This window comes from Paenibacillus sp. AD87, assembly GCF_001659845.1.
In the GTDB taxonomy this organism is placed as follows: Bacteria; Bacillota; Bacilli; order Paenibacillales; family Paenibacillaceae; genus Paenibacillus; species Paenibacillus marchantiae.
Genome location: NZ_LXQN01000007.1, coordinates 2,891,078 through 2,913,781 on the forward strand (window position 1 = coordinate 2,891,078; position 22,704 = coordinate 2,913,781).

The 22,704-nt window shown below is 46.3% G+C and carries 17 protein-coding genes; 3 read left to right on the forward strand and 14 right to left on the reverse strand.

All coding sequences use genetic code 11. The features are described 5' to 3' along the window. Positions 1 to 246 precede the first annotated feature (246 nt). Positions 247 to 2,661, forward strand: a complete 2,415-nt coding sequence (locus gpAD87_RS12540) for a family 43 glycosylhydrolase (protein ID WP_064638696.1) — start codon at positions 247 to 249, stop codon at positions 2,659 to 2,661. 100 nt (positions 2,662 to 2,761) lie between these two features. Here the strand turns inward: gpAD87_RS12540 and gpAD87_RS12545 are convergent, their stop codons facing one another. The 5 genes from gpAD87_RS12545 to gpAD87_RS12565 form a co-directional block, all read right to left on the reverse strand. Then, positions 2,762 to 3,472: an MBL fold metallo-hydrolase gene (locus tag gpAD87_RS12545; RefSeq protein ID WP_064638697.1), complete on the reverse strand. Its 711-nt coding sequence runs from the start codon at positions 3,470 to 3,472 to the stop codon at positions 2,762 to 2,764. 15 nt (positions 3,473 to 3,487) lie between these two features. Continuing rightward, positions 3,488 to 4,645 (reverse strand): FAD-dependent oxidoreductase, encoded by a 1,158-nt coding sequence (locus gpAD87_RS12550; RefSeq protein ID WP_064638698.1) that lies wholly within the window; start codon positions 4,643 to 4,645, stop codon positions 3,488 to 3,490. A gap of 230 nt (positions 4,646 to 4,875) precedes the next feature. Further along, positions 4,876 to 5,967, reverse strand: a complete 1,092-nt coding sequence (locus tag gpAD87_RS12555) for a sensor histidine kinase (protein ID WP_197521412.1) — start codon at positions 5,965 to 5,967, stop codon at positions 4,876 to 4,878. Further along, entirely contained in the window at positions 5,964 to 6,641 is a 678-nt protein-coding gene (locus gpAD87_RS12560) for a response regulator transcription factor (RefSeq protein ID WP_064638699.1), read from the reverse strand. The genes gpAD87_RS12555 and gpAD87_RS12560 overlap by 4 nt, the downstream gene beginning before the upstream one ends. Before the next feature lie 90 nt (positions 6,642 to 6,731). Beyond that, positions 6,732 to 7,286, reverse strand: a complete 555-nt coding sequence (locus gpAD87_RS12565) for a helix-turn-helix domain-containing protein (RefSeq protein ID WP_064638700.1) — start codon at positions 7,284 to 7,286, stop codon at positions 6,732 to 6,734. A gap of 134 nt (positions 7,287 to 7,420) precedes the next feature. Here gpAD87_RS12565 and gpAD87_RS12570 point away from each other — a divergent pair, with 134 nt between their 5' ends. Beyond that, on the forward strand, positions 7,421 to 8,002 hold the full coding sequence (locus gpAD87_RS12570) for a LysE family transporter (RefSeq protein ID WP_063563562.1): 582 nt from the start codon (positions 7,421 to 7,423) through the stop codon (positions 8,000 to 8,002). Positions 8,003 to 8,066: 64 nt separating this feature from the next. Here the strand turns inward: gpAD87_RS12570 and gpAD87_RS12575 are convergent, their stop codons facing one another. Continuing rightward, entirely contained in the window at positions 8,067 to 9,038 is a 972-nt protein-coding gene (locus gpAD87_RS12575; RefSeq protein WP_064638701.1) for an MBL fold metallo-hydrolase, read from the reverse strand. Between the two features lie 167 nt (positions 9,039 to 9,205). On the opposite strand from gpAD87_RS12575, the gene gpAD87_RS12580 reads away from it, so the two are divergent. After that, positions 9,206 to 9,418, forward strand: a complete 213-nt coding sequence (locus gpAD87_RS12580; protein ID WP_064638702.1) for a hypothetical protein — start codon at positions 9,206 to 9,208, stop codon at positions 9,416 to 9,418. Between the two features lie 260 nt (positions 9,419 to 9,678). Here the strand turns inward: gpAD87_RS12580 and gpAD87_RS12585 are convergent, their stop codons facing one another. The 8 genes from gpAD87_RS12585 to gpAD87_RS12620 form a co-directional block, all read right to left on the reverse strand. Then, entirely contained in the window at positions 9,679 to 10,845 is a 1,167-nt protein-coding gene (locus tag gpAD87_RS12585; RefSeq protein WP_064638703.1) for a discoidin domain-containing protein, read from the reverse strand. After that, positions 10,814 to 13,987, reverse strand: coding sequence for a putative Ig domain-containing protein (locus gpAD87_RS12590; protein WP_064638704.1), 3,174 nt, complete (start codon positions 13,985 to 13,987; stop codon positions 10,814 to 10,816). The genes gpAD87_RS12585 and gpAD87_RS12590 overlap by 32 nt, the downstream gene beginning before the upstream one ends. A 121-nt stretch (positions 13,988 to 14,108) precedes the next feature. Further along, positions 14,109 to 15,524, reverse strand: a complete 1,416-nt coding sequence (locus tag gpAD87_RS12595; RefSeq protein ID WP_064638705.1) for a glycosyl hydrolase family 28 protein — start codon at positions 15,522 to 15,524, stop codon at positions 14,109 to 14,111. A gap of 115 nt (positions 15,525 to 15,639) precedes the next feature. Next, the gene (locus gpAD87_RS12600) at positions 15,640 to 17,196 is read right to left on the reverse strand and encodes an ABC transporter substrate-binding protein (RefSeq protein ID WP_064638706.1); all 1,557 of its coding nucleotides are present in this window, start codon (positions 17,194 to 17,196) and stop codon (positions 15,640 to 15,642) included. A 91-nt stretch (positions 17,197 to 17,287) separates the two neighbouring features. Beyond that, complete coding sequence (locus gpAD87_RS12605; RefSeq protein WP_064638707.1) at positions 17,288 to 18,202, reverse strand: carbohydrate ABC transporter permease; 915 nt, start codon at positions 18,200 to 18,202, stop codon at positions 17,288 to 17,290. A gap of 26 nt (positions 18,203 to 18,228) precedes the next feature. After that, complete coding sequence (locus tag gpAD87_RS12610; RefSeq protein WP_064640888.1) at positions 18,229 to 19,170, reverse strand: ABC transporter permease; 942 nt, start codon at positions 19,168 to 19,170, stop codon at positions 18,229 to 18,231. A 240-nt stretch (positions 19,171 to 19,410) separates the two neighbouring features. After that, entirely contained in the window at positions 19,411 to 21,177 is a 1,767-nt protein-coding gene (locus gpAD87_RS12615) for a sensor histidine kinase (protein ID WP_064638708.1), read from the reverse strand. Beyond that, the gene (locus tag gpAD87_RS12620; RefSeq protein WP_064638709.1) at positions 21,174 to 22,682 is read right to left on the reverse strand and encodes a response regulator; all 1,509 of its coding nucleotides are present in this window, start codon (positions 22,680 to 22,682) and stop codon (positions 21,174 to 21,176) included. Before gpAD87_RS12620 ends, gpAD87_RS12615 begins: the two co-directional genes overlap by 4 nt. Positions 22,683 to 22,704 lie beyond the last annotated feature (22 nt).

The following is a 22,704-nucleotide window of genomic DNA, read 5'->3' on the forward strand; positions in this document are numbered from 1 at the left end:
CAAAAAATCCGTTATATCATAGGAATTCTTTCGAATACATCGACCTTTTGCTTATCTCCCTCTCCATCCTAAAGTAACCCTAACCCTGATATTTATGGTTTACAAATATATAAATTGATTGATAATATAACAAATGAAAGCGCTTGATAATTTATGAGAACCAAAAGGAGGGCTGTCAGAGCAAATAACGTTTGCGGCAATGAATAGGGTGATTTTTCATTTCAGGTATTGGGAAAGGGGAAACGTATGAAACGTTATTGGGTAAGCGTACTTAACATTTCTTTACTGAGCTCTGCATTACTTACGACAACAGCTTTGGCTCCTGTCTCCGTATTCGCGGATAGTCCGGGGGCAATCAGTTCCAACCCGCAAGTTTCCACATCCATTGAGAATGCGGTTCCAGCATTCAGGAATGTTTCCGTTCATGACCCTTCCGTTATTAAGGTGGGTGATACCTTTTATATTTTTGGTTCACATCTTCAAGTGGCAAAATCCAAAGATTTGATGAATTGGGATTCGGTCGCCTCCGGGGTTACGGATGACAACCCTGTTGTCCCTAATGTAACCAAGGAATTCGCTGAAGCCCTACAATGGGCGCAGACCGATACATTATGGGCAGCAGACGTCATCCAGTTGGCGGATGGCAGATTTTATATGTACTACAATGCGTGCAAAGGGGACTCTCCCCGCTCTGCGTTAGGTGTTGCTGTGGCAGATAACATTGAGGGCCCTTATAAGGATCAGGGTATTCTGCTCAAATCCGGCATGTGGGATGAGATTAGTGAGGATGGCACCATATACGATGCAACCATACATCCGAATGTGGTCGACCCTGATGTATTTTTCGATAAAAACGGCAAGCTCTGGATGGTATACGGTTCCTATTCCGGGGGGATTTTCATTCTGGAGATGGACGAAACGACGGGGAAACCTCTCCCTAATCAGGGGTATGGCAAAAAACTGACCGGAGGCAATCACAGCCGAATTGAAGCACCTTATATGCTCTATAATCCCGAAACCGACTATTATTATCTGTATCTGTCCTATGGTGGACTGGGTGCTGACGGGGGATATAACATTCGCGTAGCTCGCTCCAAAACACCGGACGGCCCTTTCCTCGATGCTGAAGGAAACGATATGATCAATGTCAAGGCGGACAAGGACAAACCCTTGTTTGATGACCGCTCGATCGAACCTTTTGGCGTCAAATTACTAGGAAACTTCCTGTTTCAAAGACAGATCGGTGACCCTGGCATAGGTCAAGGTATCGGCTATGTATCACCAGGACATAACTCCGCTTATGTTGACGCTGAAACGGGAAAACAATTTCTGATCTTCCATTCCCGCTTTCCAGGACGCGGCGAAGAGCATGAAGTCCGCGTACATGAGATGCATATGAACTCGGAAGGATGGCCTGTTGTTTCTCCATATCGCTATGCGGGGTTAGAAGAGGATACTGCCGCATTGAAAACCCAGGATATTGCTGGTCAGTACAAATGGGTGAATCACGGGAAGGAAATCACGGCCGAGATCAAATCTTCACAGACCGTTCAGTTTACAGCAGATGGGCAGATTAGTGGTGCGGTGACGGGAACATGGAGTCTTAAAGAAGACAATCAGGTGCAAATCACATCGAATAATGTTCTGTATAAAGGAGTCTTCACTCATGAATGGGAGCCAGATTCCCAAAAGACGGTTCTGACCTTTAGCGCTCTCTCCTCGTCTGGCGTGGCAATCTGGGGAAGTCAGATGGCTGCAATGAAGGATCAGGATATTGTTAATGCGGTGAAAAAGGATCTGAGTATCGGCGACACAGGGAACATATTCTTCAACCTGTCCCTCCCGACCAAGGGAACTCGTGATGCAGAGATTACGTGGAAATCTTCCAACACCTCTGCGCTGTCCGCTACCGGAGTAGTGAATCGTCCTCGCACTGGTAAGGGAGATGCCAAGGTGGCATTAACGGCAACGATTCGCAAAGGTAGTGCGGTAAGCTCCAAAACGTTTAACGTTATCATTCCACAGCAAGCGGTTAGTCCTTTGCTTGGAGAATATACTTTTGAACAAAAGAAACTTGCAAAAATCGCACAGGATTTCAGCAAAAATGAATACCATGGCCAAGCCTTTAATGTGGCGACTTCTGCTATTAGCAGCAAGAATCAGGCTGCTGCTTTTAATGGAACCGACAGCTACATCCAGCTGCCTGGTATCATTACCGATTCGACGGATTTCACCTTTAGTGCATGGGTCAACTGGAGCGGTGGTGGAGCTTGGCAGCGAATTTTCGACTTTGGAAATGGCCTGAACAGACATATGTTCCTTACTCCCGCCCAGCATACTGGAGCTCTGCAATTCACCATTCATGATCAGGGACGGGATCAGAGCCTGATTGCTGCTGAACCGCTGCCCTCCAATCAATGGGTGCATGTCGCTGTTACCCTTCAGGGAGATACCGCCACTCTGTATGTGAATGGAAAATCCGTAGCAAGCAGCACGGAAATCACGTTTAACCCGAAGGATCTGCAAGTAACGGAAGCTTATTTGGGAAAAAGCCGGTATACAGCCGATCCCTTCTATAAAGGCTCGATGGATAACGTAAAAGTATATGATAAAGCGTTAACCTCCACAGAAATACAGCGTCAGGCAAAAGAAAAGCCTTAATCAAGAAACTTGCCAAAGGTGTTGGATCTAAAACAAATACCAATAAAGTAGCCCATTTCTCAGGCTTCTTTATTGGTATTATCATTTAAATCGTCTGTATTTATCCCTGCGGTCCGGCTGCTGCAATTTTCGCGATTCGTTCGTTTACATTTCCCTCTTCATACCAACCACCGTGATAACAGAGAATTTTTTCGATGTCATATGCAGCTAATTTGCTTAGCGATTCGTAGGCTTGCTTCATATCCGGTGTCTGCATGGGGTTCGGTCCTTGCAGTTGTCCCCCGCGAATTAACATGGCATCACCGGCAATTAATGTTTTGGAAGCAGGATGGTACAAACTGATATGCCCAGGAGTATGTCCTGGCGTCTCGATGACAATGACTCCGCCACCGAATGCCAATTCGTCGCCACCTTCGAGAGTATCTGTAACGACAGTTCCAGACACTAATGGGAAATGGGCCGTTTTGAGCTGCATTGTTGGAGGCATCTGTTTCAGAAGAGGAAGCTCTCCATTGATATAAGGACGATCAGCAGCATGTGCATACACCTTTTTCCCCGGATAGGTCTTGATGATTTCGATTAGATTGCCAATATGATCCGGATCCTGATGCGTGAGCAAAATACCCGTTAACTGTTCTATGGAATATCCAGCTTCATTCAACTTGGAGGATACTTCTTGCACCATTCCCGCCACGCCTGTGTCCACAAGGATCAATTCATCTTCCGAATATAATAGCGAAGGCGTGAAAGTCCAAATGCCTTGCGGAAGTTCAATACCGAGTTCGAGAGAAATTACACCTGATTTTTTCATTTTTATGATCTCCTTTTACGCTTGGATTGTAAGTTCATTCATTAGTTCACATAATGCTTCCATGGCATTGTCCGAGAAAAATAATTCCATGTTGGACTGGGTAACGGTTGCCGTTTCCCCCGCGTACTCAAACATCTTGGTTTCATATTCCTGCACGGCTTTGTCAAGATCAGCATGATTTATAATGGAATTGGCAAGCTCGGCAGCATCCAGCATTGCGAGATTGGCTCCTGCTCCCGCAAATGGAGACATCAGGTGGGCGGCATCGCCTATCAGTGTAACGCCAGATTTATGTTCCCACTGGTGAGGGACAGGCAGCATATATATTCGTCTGGGTGTGATCGCCCCGTTAGCACATCGGATATAACTCTTCAGTTGTTCGTCCCAATCTTCAAATAACGGCAATATCTTTTTCTTCGCTTCTTCCAAGTTCTCAAAAGGAATATTGCTCTGTTCCAGCCAATCTCGTTCCACCTTGAAACCCAGGTAAACCCGAATCCGTTTGTCCCCATTCAGCTGTGCCATAATTCCTTTGTGATCACCCAGGGCAAACATACTTCCCATCCCATTAAATGCTGCAAGTTCGGGAAACTGGGCTGCGGCATTCAGGATGTTAAGTTCAATCATGCTCACACCCGAATATTCTGCGGTTGCATCACTGACCAATGGACGAACTTTGGAAAAAGCACCATCTGCTGCAATGACCAGATCAACGGTTTCGGTAAACCCATTGTCAAACTGTAGTTCATGTTGTCCCTGACCAAACGGTACAGCCTTCAACAATTTACACCCCCATTGAATGGAATTCGGCTGCAGCGAGTCAAGCAGCATCGTCCGCAGCACGGAACGGTCGATTTCTGGACGGTCATGTTCTGTGTGATCAAGGGCCCCCTGGGCATCAAGCAGAATGTTTCCTTTTTTATTTGAAAGTTTTAACGCCTGTCCTTCAAAGCGGCAAATGGCATGGAACTGATCGAGTAGTCCGGCGATCTGTAATGCTTTTTGGCCGCTCTCCTGATCCAGATCAAGTGTACCTCCCTGTTCGCGATACGCCGGATACGGGTCACTTTCATACACGACAGGACTGTAACCTGCCTGCTGCAAGATCCTTGCCAGCGTGAGACCACCAGGACCCGCTCCAATAATAGCGATACGTTTATGTTGATTACTCATAGCAATCACTCCTAGATTTATTGGTTAATTTCATGTTGTTTTCCTGTTCACAAACTCATCTTAGCGCTTGAAGTTAAACTGAATTTAAATGGATAAAGAAATCAGCAGACTCATATTCTCGTAAGGATGTTTCAAATCTGACGATCTTACGAAAAACCAAAAAAGCATCAGTCGTTAAACGACCGATGCTCCGGTAATCCGATTCCATATTCCACACATTCAATCTAATTTCAGGATTTTTCAGTGATCAGGGGTAAACTCACAACAAATTCCGATCCCTGTCCCAGCTCACTTTGGGCAGTAACTTGTCCGCTGTGCATATCCAGAATTTTTTGGACAAGAGACAGCCCAAGTCCATTGCCTCCCTGGGAACGGGTTCGAGCTTTATCCGCCTTGAAAAACCGTTCAAAAATGTGCAGCTGATCTTCTGGTGAGATGCCCACGCCATTGTCCGTAATCGTACATACAACCTCATCTTGATGACAATCAAGCGTTACCCCAATGGTCCCTTCTTCAGGTGTGAATTTGATTGCATTGTGCAGCAGATTGATCCACACCTGACTTAGCAAATCCTCGTTCCCTATAATCGTGGTCACAGGCAGAGATACATCCAATTGAATTTGTTTTTCAGCCCATTGGGGTTCCAGCATAAGAAGGATGTTCTCAAGTTGTCTGTCCAAACGATAAGCTTTCCTCTCCATGGAAGTGTAATCGGACTCCAATGCGGAAAGACGCAACAAATTACCACTCAGCTTGGATAATCGCTTACTCTCCGTTTCAATAATATCTGCATATAACACGATTTGCTCCGGATTCACACTTTTATTTTTCAGCAACGAGGCATACCCACTGATGGAAGCGAGCGGTGACTGGATCTCGTGAGATACATTGGATATAAAATTCTGGCGCATCTTTTCCACCGAGCCAAGTTCTCTAGCCATGGTATTTACGCTGTCCACCACCTCCTGATACGGGCCCTGTTCGACCTCCATCTTCACAGATACATTGAAATCTCCCTTGGCAATCCTGCTCATCGCTTCAAGCAATTCTGTACGTTGTTTATTGAAAATGAATCTGCGATCCTTCCGTTCTTCGCCACGGATCCATGCCCACACGTAACCTACCAACGGCATAAGAGCCAAGCCAACAATCGCCGTAAGAAGATGGGCAATCAGTTCCGGGGGATTCCCAGTCACCTTATAGATCCACTGCATTAGCACATATCCAACACATAGAGATACACAGAAGAGCACCAGGAAGAAAACCGTTCGCCTTATAAACATATCCATTTCCGTTCGATTGGAAGCCCCTTCCTTCTTCAAGATGTCTCCTCCAATCGGTAACCCAATCCTCGAATGGTCGTAATCTTGAAACCTGCCGTCTCAGATTGATAACGTTCTCTCAACCGATTGATATGTACATCCAGTGTGCGTTCATTTCCTTCAAAATCATACCCCCATAAATCCTCAATCAACTGATTACGGGAGAGTGTTTTATTGGCATTACCCGCAAGCTTAAATAACAATTCAAACTCTTTCATAGGAATCGTATGAGTATTCCCCTCCATAATGACGGCATAACTGCTTCTGTCCAGCGTGATTCGTCCAACGGTAACCGATTGAGAAGCATTTATTTTATAACGCTTCAGCAATGCCTTCGTACGGGCTATCAGTTCAGCAGGTTCAAACGGTTTGGTGAGGTAATCATCCGTACCCATTTCAAATCCTTTGACTTTTTGAGTGATATCCTCCTTCGCAGTTAGCATTAAAATCGGAATATCCTCATGATAGCGCCGAAGCTCGCGACACAATTCAAAACCGTCCATATTTGGCATCATAATATCTATAATGCAAAGGCTTGGATTCACTTCTGCTACTTTTTGCAGCGCATCATGTCCATCAACCGCTTCAATTGTAAGAAATCCCTCCTGTTTCAGGATCGTACTTACAAGTTTTCGGATATAAACATCATCATCGACAATTAGAATTTGATTCATTACCGGACCCCCTTTCACTCATTCAGGAAGATCGTACGACACGAATTTAAACAAAATATAAATAGCGTAGAATCTATTCGTATGACCATCTCATTTTGAATAATGGATGACCATGCTTAATTTATTCGCAGAGGCACCCGAATTTTTATAGCCATGGGGTTTGTCCGCGCGAAAACGGATCGACTCCCCTTGTTTTACCGTATAGTCCTCCGCCCCAACGCGAATCGTAACTTCCCCTTCAAAAACTGTAATAAATTCCTCTGCTCCTTCTATATGTGGCTCAGCATTCAAAGAAGACTCCTCTTCCATTTCCATCATGTACATTTCAAAACGGCGCCCTTCTTCAAAAGGAAAATGCGGATATATCCGAATCTTTCCCTCATCCTCCATCAATGCTTGAATATCACTGCCCGTTACAACTGTAGTGTCCGACTTTGGCTCGTGGATTAAGGCAGTGAACGAAATTTTCAGGCCATTCGCAATTTTCCATACCGTCGCGATTGTAGGGTTGGATTCACCACGTTCTATCTGACCCAGCATCGTCTTGCTAATTCCAGACATCTCAGCAACCTTGTCCAAACTAAGCTTTCTTTGTTCCCTAAGTTGCTTCAAATTCTGAGCCAGAACAACATTAATGTTTTTCAATATACAGTCACCCCTGATTTAAAAGATTATATTGTGCTATATAGCGTACATATTGTACAATTGTAAAGACCGTACGTTATATCGCACGTTTCAGTTAAATATAACATACAACAAGAATGAAATGTGGAGGACATATGAATATCATTCCGTTACTGACTTACGCAATCGTTGCTTCATTCACACCGGGTCCCAATAACATCATCGCCATGACTCACGCAAGAAACGAGGGATTCAAAAAAATTATTCCGTTTATTGCCGGCGTAGCAGCTGGCTGCCTGCTTATTATGTTCCTGTCTAGTTATTTCAACCTTATTCTGCATCAATACATCCCTAGGATCAAACCGGCCCTGAACATATTGGGGTGTGTATACATGATCTATTTGGCGATCAAAATCATGCGAAGTAAACCTGCAAATGCCAAAGATCCAAAGGTCAATCGTTTTACGTTTCTCTTTGGCTTCACCCTGCAATTCATCAACCCCAAAGTCATTCTGTATGGTCTTACGGCCATCTCGGTATTTGTTATGCCTCTCGGAGACTCTCATGTTCATATGATCGTATTTTCGTTACTTCTAACCATCATTGGCATTAGTGCCAATATGACTTGGGGGTTATGCGGTATGTTATTTCAGAGCTTTTTATTGAAATATGAACGTCCTTTTAATATTCTAATGGGTGTTTTGCTCATCTATAGCGCCCTATCGATTTTAAAATAAATGCAAGAGAAAAAGCGTCCTCCCATCTAATGGCTGGACGCTTTTATGTTTATTTCAAATTACCTCAGTTTGATCTCCACCACGGTTGGCTTGGGTAAATCCCCGTATGCAGTACAACCTTCTCACCGATTTTGGGCGTTGCAATGGAGACATTCAAGGCATGTGCAGCCTTGGTGATCCGTTCAACCGGCTCGTTCCAGGCATGATAGGCCAGCGTAAATGCGGCCCAATGAATCGGGATGAGTAGCCCTCCCCTTACATCCAAATGAGCCTGTACTGTTTCTTCTGGCATCATATGAATGTTGGACCAACGCTCATCATATTGTCCGCATTCCATCAGGGTCAGGTCAAAGGGGCCGTACTTACTGCCGATTTCCTTAAAATGAGGACCGTATCCGCTGTCGCCACTAAAGAAAACCTTCGTTTCTTGTCCAGCAATAACCCACGAACACCACAGTGTCGAATTGCGGTCCAACAACCCCCTACCCGAGAAATGCCGCGCCGGCGTGCAGGCTAATGTCAGACCTTTGAAGGATAGCTCATCCCACCAGTTATGTTCGGTAATCTGTTCTGAGGGCACACCCAGTTGAATTAGTCTTCGACGCACGCCAAGGGGGACGATAAACCGCTGTGTTTTATTTTTCAATCTGCGGATAGAGGAATAGTCCAGATGATCATAGTGGTCATGCGATATAATGATCGCATCCAAGGCTGGAAAGTCCTCGGGTTGAATCGGCAGGTTCGTGCTGTATCGTTTCGTACCCGCCCAAGATACAGGAGATGGACGGTTGCCCAGCATTGGATCAAAGAGCAATCTGTGTCCTTCGATCTCAAGCAAAAAAGCCGAATGACCGAACCATGTCACCTGCGGATGATCGGATACATTTAACGATTCCGCTGGTTCATATTTCTCTATAGGAATGTTACCCGCAGGTCTTCGCTCTATACTTTTCCGCATGGAATCTTTCAAAATGCTTACGAGGGAGCTGAAGCTCATACCTGCGGATGTCGGAACCTGATTTTCGTATTTTGTCATTATTCATACCTTCTGTTCTCTATAATCAATAATTCAAGCGGATCATTCAATCTTGAGTAAAACAGGAGCAATATTAGCCTTTATATTAAATCATTGTTCATTTATAATCAATTCGCCAGGCGCGAACAGAATCAACCGCAATATTATCTAGTCTGGAAGATGAGGATTTGTCCAGGGAAGTGACCATTCCCTATGAGTTGACCGATTGGAATCGTATGAACCGTCGTGAGGATGAGGCCAAAGATGCGCATGAACATAAATTTGTACGTTCTCTGTTGATAAAGGTCTCTTCCCATTACGGGTACCATACGGGCCAGATTGTACTGCTGTCCAAGCTTTTACAGCCCAGCGACGAACATCTCACCGGACTATATCACTAATTATTCCAGTAACCCAAAACAAAAGAGTTTTTCTATAAAAGGCTGTATGACGGTAGGTGTTATAACGACTCCTCAAAACCGTTAAATAAGAAAAGATAGTGTCCCTTCTTTGCAAGGACACTATCTTTTTTCTCTTTATCATATATTCAGTACTGAGTTAATTGCCTTATACAAATTTCCAACTGTATATCCTACATCTAACTTCTGTTCATTCTCAAAGTCGTAACATTTGAATTATAATATTGCCGGTTCTCTCCCATTCAAGTGGAAACCAGGCTACCCAACGCCGTCTTCAAACTATCCGAAGCGGAATCAACATCGTTCTGGTTTGCTTCCAGATCCGTATCAACCACGGCTGCACTCGTGATAGCAGCCTGTAACTGCACATAGCTCTCTCCGGTATAATCCTCCTCTTTCACTGCATTTGCCCGTTCCATCAGCAGTGTAAGGAGCGTTCTGTCCACAATCTTCTCATAGAACTCCAGCTCACCGATATTGCCGAAGCCATTTGGCGTATAATAGCGCAAATAACGATAAGCATTGCTGCTGCTCAAAGTCTGCTTATACCACTTGATCTCGCTTACACCACCTATGGTATAAAGCGTATCAAAGTTCACCCCATCAGTGGACCCCTGGATCAGGGCTCCATTCATACGGGCGGCATTGCCGGTACGTGGGATAAACCTGATACTGCCAACTACTTTGGCGTGATCTGCTCCCAGATCTACTCGGGTCCAGCCTGCTGCTGTTTTGGTATCTGGCGATGTGGCAGGATCGCTGTCAAATGCGCGCCATCCGTTATTAATTGCATCAACCTTTCCATCCCATGAAATGGAGGATGCAAGCACCATCGCAGTGTCTACATGAATAGGAGGAAATGAGTCAGCGAAAGAGATTAGCAGGGTCTTGGCTGCAATTAACTCTTTAAGCAATGCCATCTTGTTTGCATCCGGTTCGGTTAATGAAGCTTTGATGCGGTTGACCTCCTGCATATACAGGTAGTAGCTTCCTTGGGTGTAGCCTTCAGGCGCAACCACTTTTGAATCCACAACCTCCGCATCGTAGTCTACATCACCATAAAACTCAACTTCGGCAACGTTACCACTCCATGCCGAGTTGTTGTACAGTTTTAAATATCGATAATATCCATTATTCAGAAGCTGATCCTGTCTAATATCGGACCACGTTCCTTCTTGAGAACCTTTTAGGGGCTGTGTTAGATCCGTCCAGTTTGAATTATCGTTGGAACCCTGAATGACAAGCCCGTTCATTCTTGAGCTGTTGGAAGCTCTTGGCATCAGCACTATTTCATCCAGCTTCACAGACAGACCTTCACCGAATTCCACCGTGTAGAAGGAACCCGATGATGTATTCAGATCTCCATAGGTGGATGTATCACCATCGAAATAGCAGATAACCCACCTCATCCTGGGATAACCCGTTACCAGGCCATTGTTTATCCGAAGCCTTTACTTTCGCCATCATAGACACATCAATATACCTGCCGCCATCTACAAGGAACAGCTTCGAATTGTCAGTGGTCAGGACTGTCCGCTCCCCTGCTGTTCCGTCACTCTGTTCGTAATCCACTGTAAACTTGACCGTACCTGTAGGTACATCATCTCCCATAGCAGCCACCGCTGTCCAATGGATCTGATCCTGCGTCGTAACGGTTGCTGCAATTCCCTGAATGGTCGCTGTTACGTTTTGAATTGCTTCCTTGGCCTGAATCGTCAATTGTACCGTGTCCCCAGTTGCAATCTTGCCACTTACACTTTGATCCGAAAAGATGGAGACGGACTTCAGCTTATTGCCTGTCTCATGACGTTCACCATAGATCCGGAACTCGGTCATTTCGAACAAATTCCGTACGATGCCATACAATACATCCGGCTGTAAATGAAGCAGCTGAACCTTGATGAACCGGAACGAATCATCCTGGTATTCAGGAGCAACATCCAGGGTTTGAAAGCTCTGGGTAAATGCTGTTAACCCCGGGGTCAAGCGTACCCAGTCCTCCCCATCATTGGAGCCAAAAACAGCTGACTTCGCGAGACGATCGGCAAATATATTACTTTGGAATCCAAAGGACGTAGCCGATACTTTGAAATCTGGTCCGAAATCAATCATATGGTATAGGTTTGGCGCACGTGTATACGAAACCCCCGTCTGATTGTCCCCGTCCACCATATTGGCAATGTCTGTTCCAAAGGTCGATGACGCAACGATGTTGTGGTAATCAATACCTCCGCCCTGTTCCAGCAGCGGAGTGACCAGCTCCAGCGCTTCCGCTGCTTGGGCTAGCTCCTGCAGCTGCCCATAGAATACTTCATCTGTAGCTGTATCAAGTTGGTCCAGGGTATCCTCATACACTGCATGAAATGAGTTGAGTGTTGCTGCTACATAAATTCGATCCTCATCATAAGCAGCTATGGCCTGCCCCACAGCGGTAGCCCGATTCGCAGAGACTACAATCTTCACATCTCTTATCGTGATTGTTGTACCGTCTGAAGCGGCGACATGGAAGGAATGAGTTCCAGTCTGTGACACTCCCGGCTGCCAAAGCATCTCGCCCGTGGCTTCATTCAATGCTGCTCCTTGAGGCAGATTCGGGCTGGAATAGGTCACCACATCCGTTCCCCCAGCATCGGTTGCTTCAAACTCAACACGAATCGGCGAGCTAGGATAGGCGAATATGGAGAGATCAGAATTTCCTGTTTTGAATACTGGCGGTGTCAGCTGTTCACTTGCTTTGATATGAATGTGATCGATATCTACTGTCGTATCCGAACCTGTGACCTTCATATAAAGAATATCGTTCAGGCTCTGGAAGCTGTCCAGCGTATAAGTCACATACCGCCACTGTCCATGCGTATCCGGCAAAGTCAATGTATCATGGATTCCCGGAGTAAGCTCCAAGTAGGCAGGCCCATTGGTACGGATGCGGAAACCAATGATTTTCTCGCTGCTGGAACCGTTAAGAAATGCTATACGACTTCCCACTTGCGTCGCCTGAAACCGCACAAACGACGTATCTCCTTCCTTTATGGTGGTTGTGTTGCCGCCAAGCTTCGTATAACGATCTTCAATATCGATCAGTAAGCCACTTGTCTGCTCACGCGGCAGAAATTCAGCACCTTCAGACACTGCCTCCTCTGGCATATACAGCCAGAAGTCTCCGCCTCCGTCCACATTGTCCCAGTTTTTGTTCAGAGTACCACCATAATAAAAGTTGGAAGGCAGCCGCTTCGTAAATGCTTCATAATAATGAGGAGCCTTCTCTGCAACATTAATGCCTCTGACATATGTGTAGTAGTAATACATGTCCCAGAAATTTGCCGTATTCATTCTACCTTTGTAGGCATTGGATATATGATTATACGTATCCCGAATCGTTCCATCTGGCGAAATGGCATAGGCCACTGGCGTCCAGGGCGTATCATAACCAAGCATGAATTGCCAGAAGAAGTCTGCGGCCGCCAATATGCGATCATCCAGGAACTCATACGGTCCGACCGCATTTGCCGCTGTTGATACGGTACCATCTACGGGATCGACCTTTGTTCCCTGAGCAAGCAGCATACGTGATAGGATAGCAGCGTTAGTGAGGTCTCCACCCCCATGCGCCTGGTCCCTACCCATCTCCACATGCTGAATCACCGGCTCATCCAGCGGCTCCCCAGTCAGATCATCAGTATCCATTAAGCGGAAGAGCTGCTTGACAGACCCATTAAAGCCTTGGTCTTGTGCAGTGCTGTTGACGGTGAACCACTCAACTGCTTCGTCATATCTGCTCTGATTGTTGGTAAAAATATACCCTGCCATCGCACCAAGCAAAGGATAGTTATGCTGATTCATAAAGCGATTGTTGTCATGTTGGAAGGTCTCGATAACCGGATTAATCAGGTTGGTTGTAAAATTCGTTGTATCCTGTGCTGTCCATCCCAGCTCATCCGTCTGATAACTTGTATATCTCAGAATCTCAGCTGCCGTAACCATGCGATTCAGCGGAATCCCGGTATGAATGTGCGCATCATTAAAGTAAACATATTTGCTAGGGTCCATCTGCGACCAGATCCGAATGATACGCATCGCATTGGACCGATACGTCTCATCTCCTGAAATATAATACATCAACGCTTGTGTATACGCTTTCAATCCATCGCTTATAAAACGGGAGTTGAAGCCTTGGCTGTTAAAGGCATCGCTTGCCGGTTTTGTTGGGTCCGTTTGGCTGACATTGCTGGACGTCACTGTCTTGGAAGCCGCTGCAGAACTAGTCATCGCCACATAGTAGGAGTACCATGGTTCCTGTTGCGACAATACCTGCTCTCTCATGTTCTCTAGGACTTCCTTGGTTAGTCCCACTCCGGGATGCGTGAAGCCACCTGTGATTGCTTCATTGATCTGAACTTCATATCCTGACACAGTAACATCGTTTGAATCCGCAGCAACTGCGATGGAATGGGTACCAACCGGTAAAAGTGTTGCCAACAGACTGATTGCAGCAAGTAAAGCAATCACCCGTCTCCATCTTTTTCCCTCATGAAATCCGCTATTCATTTCCATATCAAACCTCCTCATTTTCATGGAATTCGATGTTCTTCCCTTGAAGCCCACTTGTGCCAGACATTGAAATTACACATCCCCCCTTTCCTGTTTACTCGTCGTATTTTCCAATTGAACGCCCTTAACGGAATGTGATGCCACGTACATACTCGTTCATTTCAATCGCTGGGTGATTTGGGCTATCCACACGTTGACCTGCAATCGTCAAATTATTAAACGTCACTCCTTCAATGCTGCGCTCTTCGTCATAACCATAGATCCGGGAAGGATGTAACGCCCCTCCTGCGTACTCGATATCCTTAAATACAATGTGTTCGATCCTCCGACCAGGAGCAGGATTGTAATCCTTGTTCCTAATCACACGCAGATCGAATAGCTGACCTTGCTCAAAGGTTTCCACTCTGATTCGCGCATAGACAACGTTCCGCACGGTATTATGATCACCCGCGTTAATGGCCATAGCTCCCCAGTAGTTGGGTTGTGGCTCATGATGTTCCAGGATGTCGATATCTTCGTACCGGATATCCTCAATTACATCACCGTTAGCCTCGTGGTCCCCGTGCGTGCCAATCATAAGTGGATGTGCCACGTCAGCCCACAGCACAGCATGTCTAACCCGGATACGACGCGAGTCACCACGGTAACCCCATCGGCTGCCATAGATCGCGATGCAATCATCCGAGTTGCGCATGAAAACATGTTCGATCTCAATATCCGAGCTGGACATGATATCAATACCATCCGACCAGCCCCGTGTACTGAATGACTTAATACCCTTGATAGACACGTACTGTGAGCTACCGATGTACACACTGTAGTGCGGCACGTCGATGATCATAATGCCTTCAATGGCAATCCGGCTCGCATGGATCAACCGAACTCCGCGGAATGCAGAGAAACGATGAAAGTCGGCCAGATAGACCATGCCTCGCCCCCGGATTGTAACGTTCTGAACCCGATCACAGACGAATGAACCGGCGACAGCAGCACCGCCATCAATATAGACCGTCTTGCCCGATGGAACGCGTAGGATGGTCTCTTCAATGTAATGCATGCCTGGTGCAAAATAGAGTACTTCAGCCGCTGTCTCCAGCCATTCCGTACGATGGATGCCAGGCTGTATGACGTGAACACGTGGATCGTGCATGCTTGGAGCATCCGTCTCCAGCCCGTTTCCGAACAGATGCAGATTGCGAAACCGTTCGCCATTTACCTCGATGGACAACTTAAGAGGTTCTTTCAGTTCAAATGAGATTACGTTGCCCCGTATCTGTGATTGGATTTCATAAGATAAAGGCCGAATATCAACGGTCTGAACCTCCGTGTATCTGCATTCAATTTCCAATTCAATAGGAAGACCCATATCAAAATAAGCCATGCTCGCCTGCCGCACATGGTGCATATCAACCTTTACTCCGTATACATTTACATCAGACCACGGTCCGTCACTGCCAGCCTCACGAATACGAATAATGTAATCTTGGGATTGGGGAATTTTCTGAATCAGGGGATAACAGATGATTGGCTGCACAAGCATTCCTCCAGCTATAATATAGGTGTAGACCCCGGAGTATCGTGGGGTCTACAGGCTAATCGATACTTATATAATTAATTCGTTCAAATGTCTCCACAATTCTACCAATCTGAGTCTATTACTTTTTGTTTGCCGCAAAAGCATCCAGTTGAACCTGTAATTCAGCCATAAACTTGTCGAATCCAGCGCCCTCCAGCTGTTTCTTCACATTGGCAAGATCGGCATCGATATCCTTGGTAATGCCCACTGACAGAGGAACGATATACTGCGATTTAACCGTCTCCATGCTTGCAAGCTCTGCAGCCACATTAGATGTGGCAAGTCCGAATCCGGCCAGTGGACTATGACCATTCTCTTCCGCTTTCTTGGCACCTTCATTCTGCAATTTATCGTTAATGGATTGCCATTCGTCTGGATATTTCTCCTGCAGGTTCATATATCCATCATATAGCCCCGTCCAGCCTGGCTTTTTGTTCTCCGATTTGATGCCTTCATAGCTAACGAATTCGCCATCCAGCTTGTAATTCTCTCCTTCAACTCCGTACTGCAACAGATTGTAATACGTCCGATCGGTATGAGCTTTTTCGATAAGCTTTAGAACCGTTTCGACGTGTTTGGAGTGAGCACCAATCGAGATCATGGTGATATTATCCGGTGCCATGAACGGCATGTAGGCCGGAATATTGTTGAAATAATAATCAAACCAACCATACTCAAAATCAGGATGCAGCTCTTTCAGTGCACCAACATAACTGCTGCTGACAGCGCCAAAGTGGTTGTTAAATTCAAGCGGCTTTTTGTCGGCTTTCATCAATTCCAGCGTCTCACTTGTCGCATTGCCCTGAGCAGCCAAAATATCGTGGCTCACAATGCCATCTTCATACCACTTTTTGGACCGCTCCAGAACCTGCTTATACTCAGGTGTGTCGTACATGCTGATCGCCTTGTATGGCTCATCCACGGTGGCAACAACGTACCCTTTTACCAGATCCAGATACTTGGAGCCCGCAACCAGAGTCCAGACGTTATCCGCGAACCGCTTATCATTAATCATCGGCGTGTCTGGATAAGCTTCTTTGGCCTTGTAAAGATATTGTTCTACGGTATCCAGATCTGTAATTTCCGGTAATCCCCACGCTTTGCGCAGATCTTCACGGAACAACAGGCCTTCTCCGCCGCCTCCGGGCTTATTGTATTGTGGAATGCCGTAGAGACTACCGTTAATCTTTACGGTATCCAGTGTGCCTTTATAATGCTCCACCAGATCAGGCACATCTCCCAGCAGTGGGGTCAGATTCGCAAATGCATTCTTGGTGGCGAACGATGCAAAGTCGGACCAGGCGCCGCCAACATAAACGTCGTATTCCTTCGCGGCGATAGCTCTGCTGATCTGATTCTTTTCATCTCCCCAAGGCACAAAGTCAAACCGAATTGTTGCCCCCAGATCCTTAATCGTTAGCTCATCCAGTTCCTTGTAAAAGTTATCCATGCCACTGGCGGGAGCATTTCCCATCGTGATACCCTTCAATTGCACAATCGTCTTGCCATCCGATGTCGTAGTGCCTGAACCTTCGGTAGTACCTTTGTCCGAACCCCCATTCGAACATGCAGAAAGAATAACCGTGAATACCATGAGACAAGACAGAAGTGATTTTCTAATATGTAGCGCTTTCAAAACAATCCCCTCCATTATGATGATATTTTTGTATGTGGAGCGACCAGTGGCAGCCTTTCACCCTATCCTGATCGTGTAAAACCATAACCATTTACCCCTTCACGCCTCCAACAATCAGACCGCTGACAAAATGACGCTGCATGTACGGGTACAATAGTATGATGGGGCCCGTTACCAGCATGGTCGTTGCCAACTTCATCGTCTCACTTGGCAGCTGATCCACGACAATCTGGGCATCCCTGACGGCATCCGTCACACGGGACAACATACGGTAAAGCAGATACTGCAATCCCCATTTCTCCTGATCCGAAATCAGGTACAAACTATAACCAAACCAGTTATTCCAGTAACCCAGTCCAAGGAACAGTCCGATTGTTGCGCTAACAGGCTTCGAGAGTGGAAGAACAATCTGCCAATAGATTCTGAAATCGCCTGCCCCGTCGATTCGTGCCGACTCCATTAAGGAATTGGGGATGCTTTTGACATAGTTGCGGAACAGGAACACATTAAATGGAGAGAGCATACCCGGAAGGATAATCGCCCACAACGTATGATTGAGATGCAGCACATTGGCGACCACCAGGTAGGTGGGAATCAGTCCGCCGCTAAACAGCGTAGTAAAGTAGATAAAGAAGGCAACCTTGTCCCGGTGCTTAAAATCCGGACGGGATAGAATGAATCCGCTCATGGACGTTGTCAATAATCCGAGCACTGTGCCCAGCACGGTAACATAGATAGTAACCAGATACGCCCTGCCAATTTCCCCTCCCAGGGTGGTAAAAACAATCTTGTATGCATTCAATGTGAAATCCTGTGGCAGTAGTGAGTAGCCATTAACTACAATTTTGGATTCATCACTCAGTGATCCTGACAGCATTAGGATAAATGGAGCGACGCAGATTAGTGCTACCAAGCCAACAATGACTACAGCCATAACATCGAATATTTTCGAGCTTGCATCCACTTTTAACTTGTTCTTGTCAGATGTTGCAGCAAGTTGTGCCATCAGGCTTCCTCCCATTCGGTTGACGATTAGAATAAAGAATTTTCACGATCCACTTTACGAACAATTGCGTTTACCGTCACAACAAGTACCAATCCGAATATCGATTGATATAGCCCTGCCGCCGTCCCCAGTCCGAGACTGAAATTCACGGTTAATGAACGGTACACATACGTATCGATAATATCGGTTGCATTCAGCAGCAGTCCGTTGTTGCCGATTATGTTCCAGAACAGATCGAATTGCCCCCTCATAATTCCTCCGATAGCAAACAAAACCAGGATGATAACCGTCGGCTTCAAAAGCGGCAGTGTAATGTACCGAATCCGTTGCCACTTGCTGGCGCCATCGACATAAGCTGCTTCGTATACGCTTTCATCAATACCCATAATAGATGCTAAATAGATAACCGTACCGTACCCTAGCCCCTTCCAGATTTCGATAATGACGATAATGAACGGCCAGACCTCAGGTGATTGGTAGAAGTCAAAGCGCTCGAAACCCAATGACGTAAAAACGTTGTTAAACACACCATACTTGTAGTTGAACAGATTGTATACAATGGAACCAACCACGACCATCGAGACGAAGTAAGGCATGAACATCAGCGTCTGCGACGTTTTCATGAATTTCTTGAATGTCAGTTCCCTAAGCAGAACGGCCATGGCGATCTGACAGATGTTGCCGAGTACAATGAAGGCCACATTATAGAGCAGCGTATTGCGAGTCAATTTCCAGACAATCGAATCCCAGCCTCCTTTGAACAGGAACTCAAAATTTTTCAACCCCACAAAAGGACTGAACAGACCCTTGCTAAAGTCATAGTCGGTAAATGCGTTGTAGAGTCCCGCCATGGGAAGGTAGTTGAATAAGGTGAAAAACACGACTAGGGGGATCAGCATAATGTAATAGGTTTTGTGTTCCCTGAGGTCTGCAAAGCGCCTTTTCTTCTGTTTGAGCGCTTTTGTCATTGCTATATTGGGTTCTGCCATCGTATCACCCTTTCCTTGCTTCCTATTGTAGTCCGGCACGATACCTCTCTACTATTCGAATTTCACAAGATTTCTGGTACTTTTCGATGAAAATGCAAAACAAAAGCGACAGGTAAAAAATACCTGTCGCCATGCTCACATCTTATTCGATAAAAGGCTTTCGTCGTTTGCTTCGTTTACGGCGTCCAATGTTACCGCCATTGTTCTCTCTCATCAAAGTCATGTGCTGGCTTGTTTCAATTCATGTGCATCCCGAAAAACCATGGGAACATTGATGATTACACTTGTGCCCGTCTCAGGAGCCGATTCATAATGTATTCCATCCGTTTCATTATAATAAAACTCCAGCCGTTTGCGGATGTTATGTACGCCATATCCGCTGCCTTGATGGCGGTGTAGCCGAGAGGGGGATTGCTCTAAGCCCGGACCATCGTCAGTGACCACAATCCGTACTCGCCCTTCCTTTATGCCTCCCGTAATTGTAATAATGCCACTGCTCTCGGGCTTTTCCAGAATACCGTGTACAATCGCGTTCTCAACCAGCGGCTGGAGTGTAATCTTGGGCAACATACATTCCATTACCGCTTCGTCTACGTGTACATCGAATTGGATCTTGCCTTTGAATCTCTTCTGCTGAATGCTTACATAGATCTCAGATAAGCGCAGTTCATCTCTCAAGGTTACGAAGTCTTCCCCTTTGTTCAGAATCAACTTGTAATAATCAGAGAGAGCGTACACGACCTGCTGAACGTTCTGCTTTTCTTCTTTCTGAGCCATCCAGACGATCATATCCAGCGTATTGTACAGAAAATGCGGATTAATCTGGGACTGCAATGCCCGCAGTTCTGCTCCTTTCTTATCTTGCCCAAGCCTGTACTGATTGTCCATCAGTTCCCTGACACTGTTAATCATATAATTGTAGCTGGATACCAGATGACCTACTTCGTCCTCCCTATTGGGAATATCCAGCGTGTTCAATCTGCCTTGCCGAACCTGACTCATTCTGTTCATCAGCAAGAAGATGCGACTCGTAATAGATTTCGTCACCGGGATGATGCATACCAATAGAGCTAGGCAGACAAGCAAGTATACGAGGAGCACCTTGTTTCGCACCTTATTCACGGCTGTAGCTGCCGTATCTGGAGATATGACGGAATGCAGGAACAGATTGCTCGATCCAACTCTTGAATCTCGGACGATATAAGAGGAGTCACCTACTTTGACCTCTTCAAACTGATTTCGGCTTACCTGAGATCTGAATCCATTTCGTTGTTCCAACTCCGCATGTCCATTACTGAGGACCACTTCTCCCTCATCCGTATCCAAGTAGACCAGCTGTTCCATGGCTGAGTTCATGATATAGGGCTGAAGCTGAGGCAACTCCACACGCAGCGTTACAATGCCTACCGGCTCGGAATAGTCGTTAATATTCCACAGCACTCTTCCCAGCGCTAAATAACTCACGGACGATGTGCTGCTCTCATCTTTCATCATTACCCACACCGCTTCGCCGCCCCCTGCAACGATCTTCCTGACCCAGGGCAATGACGACACCTGGGCATATGGACGATACATCGTTGCATGTGGACCCGTTATGACGAAGTCATCATTAATATAATATACGATACCGTTAATCTCAGAATTTGTCTGAAGAATACGTGTATAATCCGTGATCCGTTCAAAGGCGGACAGCTGCTCCCACACCTGCATATGCTCCGGGTCTTTGGAGAAAACCGCATTGATCTGCTCGTCAATCGTAATCATCGACGACACTTCCTCAATGTGGGAGAATTTGCTGGACAGCAGTGATAAAGTTTGGTCAAAGCTTTGGTTGGCTGCATAGTTCTGTCCGGTGATTACAGAATTACGAAGTTCTCCGTATGTCGCCGAGAACGTAATCATCAGCGGAATAATGCCTGCGAGTGCCAACAGAATGACCAGCTTTTTTTGCAGAGATAGGTTGCCCAGCCACTTCAGAACCCTCATTTGGAAAACTTCTTTCGATATTCCACAGGCGTTACGCCCGTAGCAGCCTTAAACACTTTGGCAAAATATCCTGCACTGGCATAACCGGACATTTTCGAAATATCGATCATTTTGAAGTGCTCCTCAAGAATAAGTCTCTTGGCAAGCTCCAACCGATAGTCATTCAGATACTGCTTAATCGTAGTTCCTGACTCCTGCTTGAAGAGAACACCAAGATGGGCAGTGGATAAGTGCACATGGTCAGCAATCTCCCTCACATCCAGGTCAACATCGCTGCAATGGTCAGATATATAGTTCATTACATTACGAATCAAGCCCGAATATGGGGATACCCGGGTGAACTCCTCCTGATACGCATGACACAGCTCAAGCATGTGATCCTTCACCTCAAGCATTGTACGGCATTCGTTCAACTGCTTCTCCACATCTTGAATCTGAACCATCTTCCCCCTGCGGATCAGTACACCATTTCTCTCCTTGAACAGCGCATTGACAAACGTGACACACATGGACAGCACTCTTTCTCTTGCCTGATCCCCTTCTACCAGCACTCTGTTACAGAACGTCTCCATCCAGTCAATCAATCCTTCAGGTTCCTTCTTCAGCAACCGGTAGAATTCAGGATATATGTCACTTCTGAGCCCTTGTGGTGCGTAATTCACCGGATCATATGTGAGATAACACAGATCTGACTTGAAAAAAACACGTTCCATGGCCAGTGCCGCTTCGCGGAAACTTCTGGATACTTCCTCCAGTCCGCCCACTACCTGACCAGCTGCAATACGAAGCTCGCTGTACTCCCTGCATAGCGTTTCTGCCAGTACCCTCACCATCTCCTCATCCGGTCGGGGCAGTGCCACGACAAGCAGCAAACGGTCGTAATCCAATTGCTCGGCGATGGTAGCAAGGTTATGTTGTTCCCAGTAGTTCTGGATGTTGACGGCATCAACCAGCATTTCCTTGTGGAACTGGGTTACGATCAGACATACATAGCTCGCATGTACCGGATAACCGATTTCCTGGGCTTTGCACCTAAGTTCATCAGCGGGGTGGGACTTCGTTCTCAGCGCATTAGCCAGCTTCACACGCTCCAGGTCCATCTTCTGATCCAACAGCAAATGCTGCGCCCTCCGCTCGGCGATATAATGTACTGTTTTCTGGATGGCGTTCTCCATCTCCGGCAACTTGATCGGCTTTTCCACATAATCGACGGCCGAGAGCTGAATCGCACTCTTCAGGTAAGCCACATCCATATACCCACTCATGAATAACAGCTTGCTATCTGGGCAGACTGCCACGAACTGCTCGGCAAATTCGATACCGTTAAGCTTCGGCATGCGTATATCCGTAATGACAATTTCGGGCCTTTGAGCGGTTGCAATACGTAAAGCCTTGGCTCCATCCTCGACCTGAAGCACCTCATGTACACCGAAGCTCTTCCAGTCGATAGCCTCCACTAGCCCTTCTCTTGTATAATCATCGTCATCGGCAATCAATACTTTCATCGCGATGCCCCCCTTTTTACAA

Excerpts from the sequence above, each read along its gene's own strand:
- gpAD87_RS12540 (WP_064638696.1), top strand. The coding sequence starts at position 247 with ATGAAACGTTATTGGGTAAGCGTACTTAACATTTCTTTACTGAGCTCT.
- gpAD87_RS12545 (WP_064638697.1), bottom strand. The coding sequence starts at position 3,472 with ATGAAAAAATCAGGTGTAATTTCTCTCGAACTCGGTATTGAACTTCCG.
- gpAD87_RS12550 (WP_064638698.1), bottom strand. The coding sequence starts at position 4,645 with ATGAGTAATCAACATAAACGTATCGCTATTATTGGAGCGGGTCCTGGT.
- gpAD87_RS12560 (WP_064638699.1), bottom strand. The coding sequence starts at position 6,641 with ATGAATCAAATTCTAATTGTCGATGATGATGTTTATATCCGAAAACTT.
- gpAD87_RS12570 (WP_063563562.1), top strand. The coding sequence starts at position 7,421 with ATGAATATCATTCCGTTACTGACTTACGCAATCGTTGCTTCATTCACA.
- gpAD87_RS12575 (WP_064638701.1), bottom strand. The coding sequence starts at position 9,038 with ATGACAAAATACGAAAATCAGGTTCCGACATCCGCAGGTATGAGCTTC.
- gpAD87_RS12585 (WP_064638703.1), bottom strand. The coding sequence starts at position 10,845 with ATGAGGTGGGTTATCTGCTATTTCGATGGTGATACATCCACCTATGGA.
- gpAD87_RS12590 (WP_064638704.1), bottom strand. The coding sequence starts at position 13,987 with ATGGAAATGAATAGCGGATTTCATGAGGGAAAAAGATGGAGACGGGTG.
- gpAD87_RS12595 (WP_064638705.1), bottom strand. The coding sequence starts at position 15,524 with ATGCTTGTGCAGCCAATCATCTGTTATCCCCTGATTCAGAAAATTCCC.
- gpAD87_RS12605 (WP_064638707.1), bottom strand. The coding sequence starts at position 18,202 with ATGGCACAACTTGCTGCAACATCTGACAAGAACAAGTTAAAAGTGGAT.
- gpAD87_RS12610 (WP_064640888.1), bottom strand. The coding sequence starts at position 19,170 with ATGACAAAAGCGCTCAAACAGAAGAAAAGGCGCTTTGCAGACCTCAGG.
- gpAD87_RS12615 (WP_064638708.1), bottom strand. The coding sequence starts at position 21,177 with ATGAGGGTTCTGAAGTGGCTGGGCAACCTATCTCTGCAAAAAAAGCTG.
- gpAD87_RS12620 (WP_064638709.1), bottom strand. The coding sequence starts at position 22,682 with ATGAAAGTATTGATTGCCGATGACGATGATTATACAAGAGAAGGGCTA.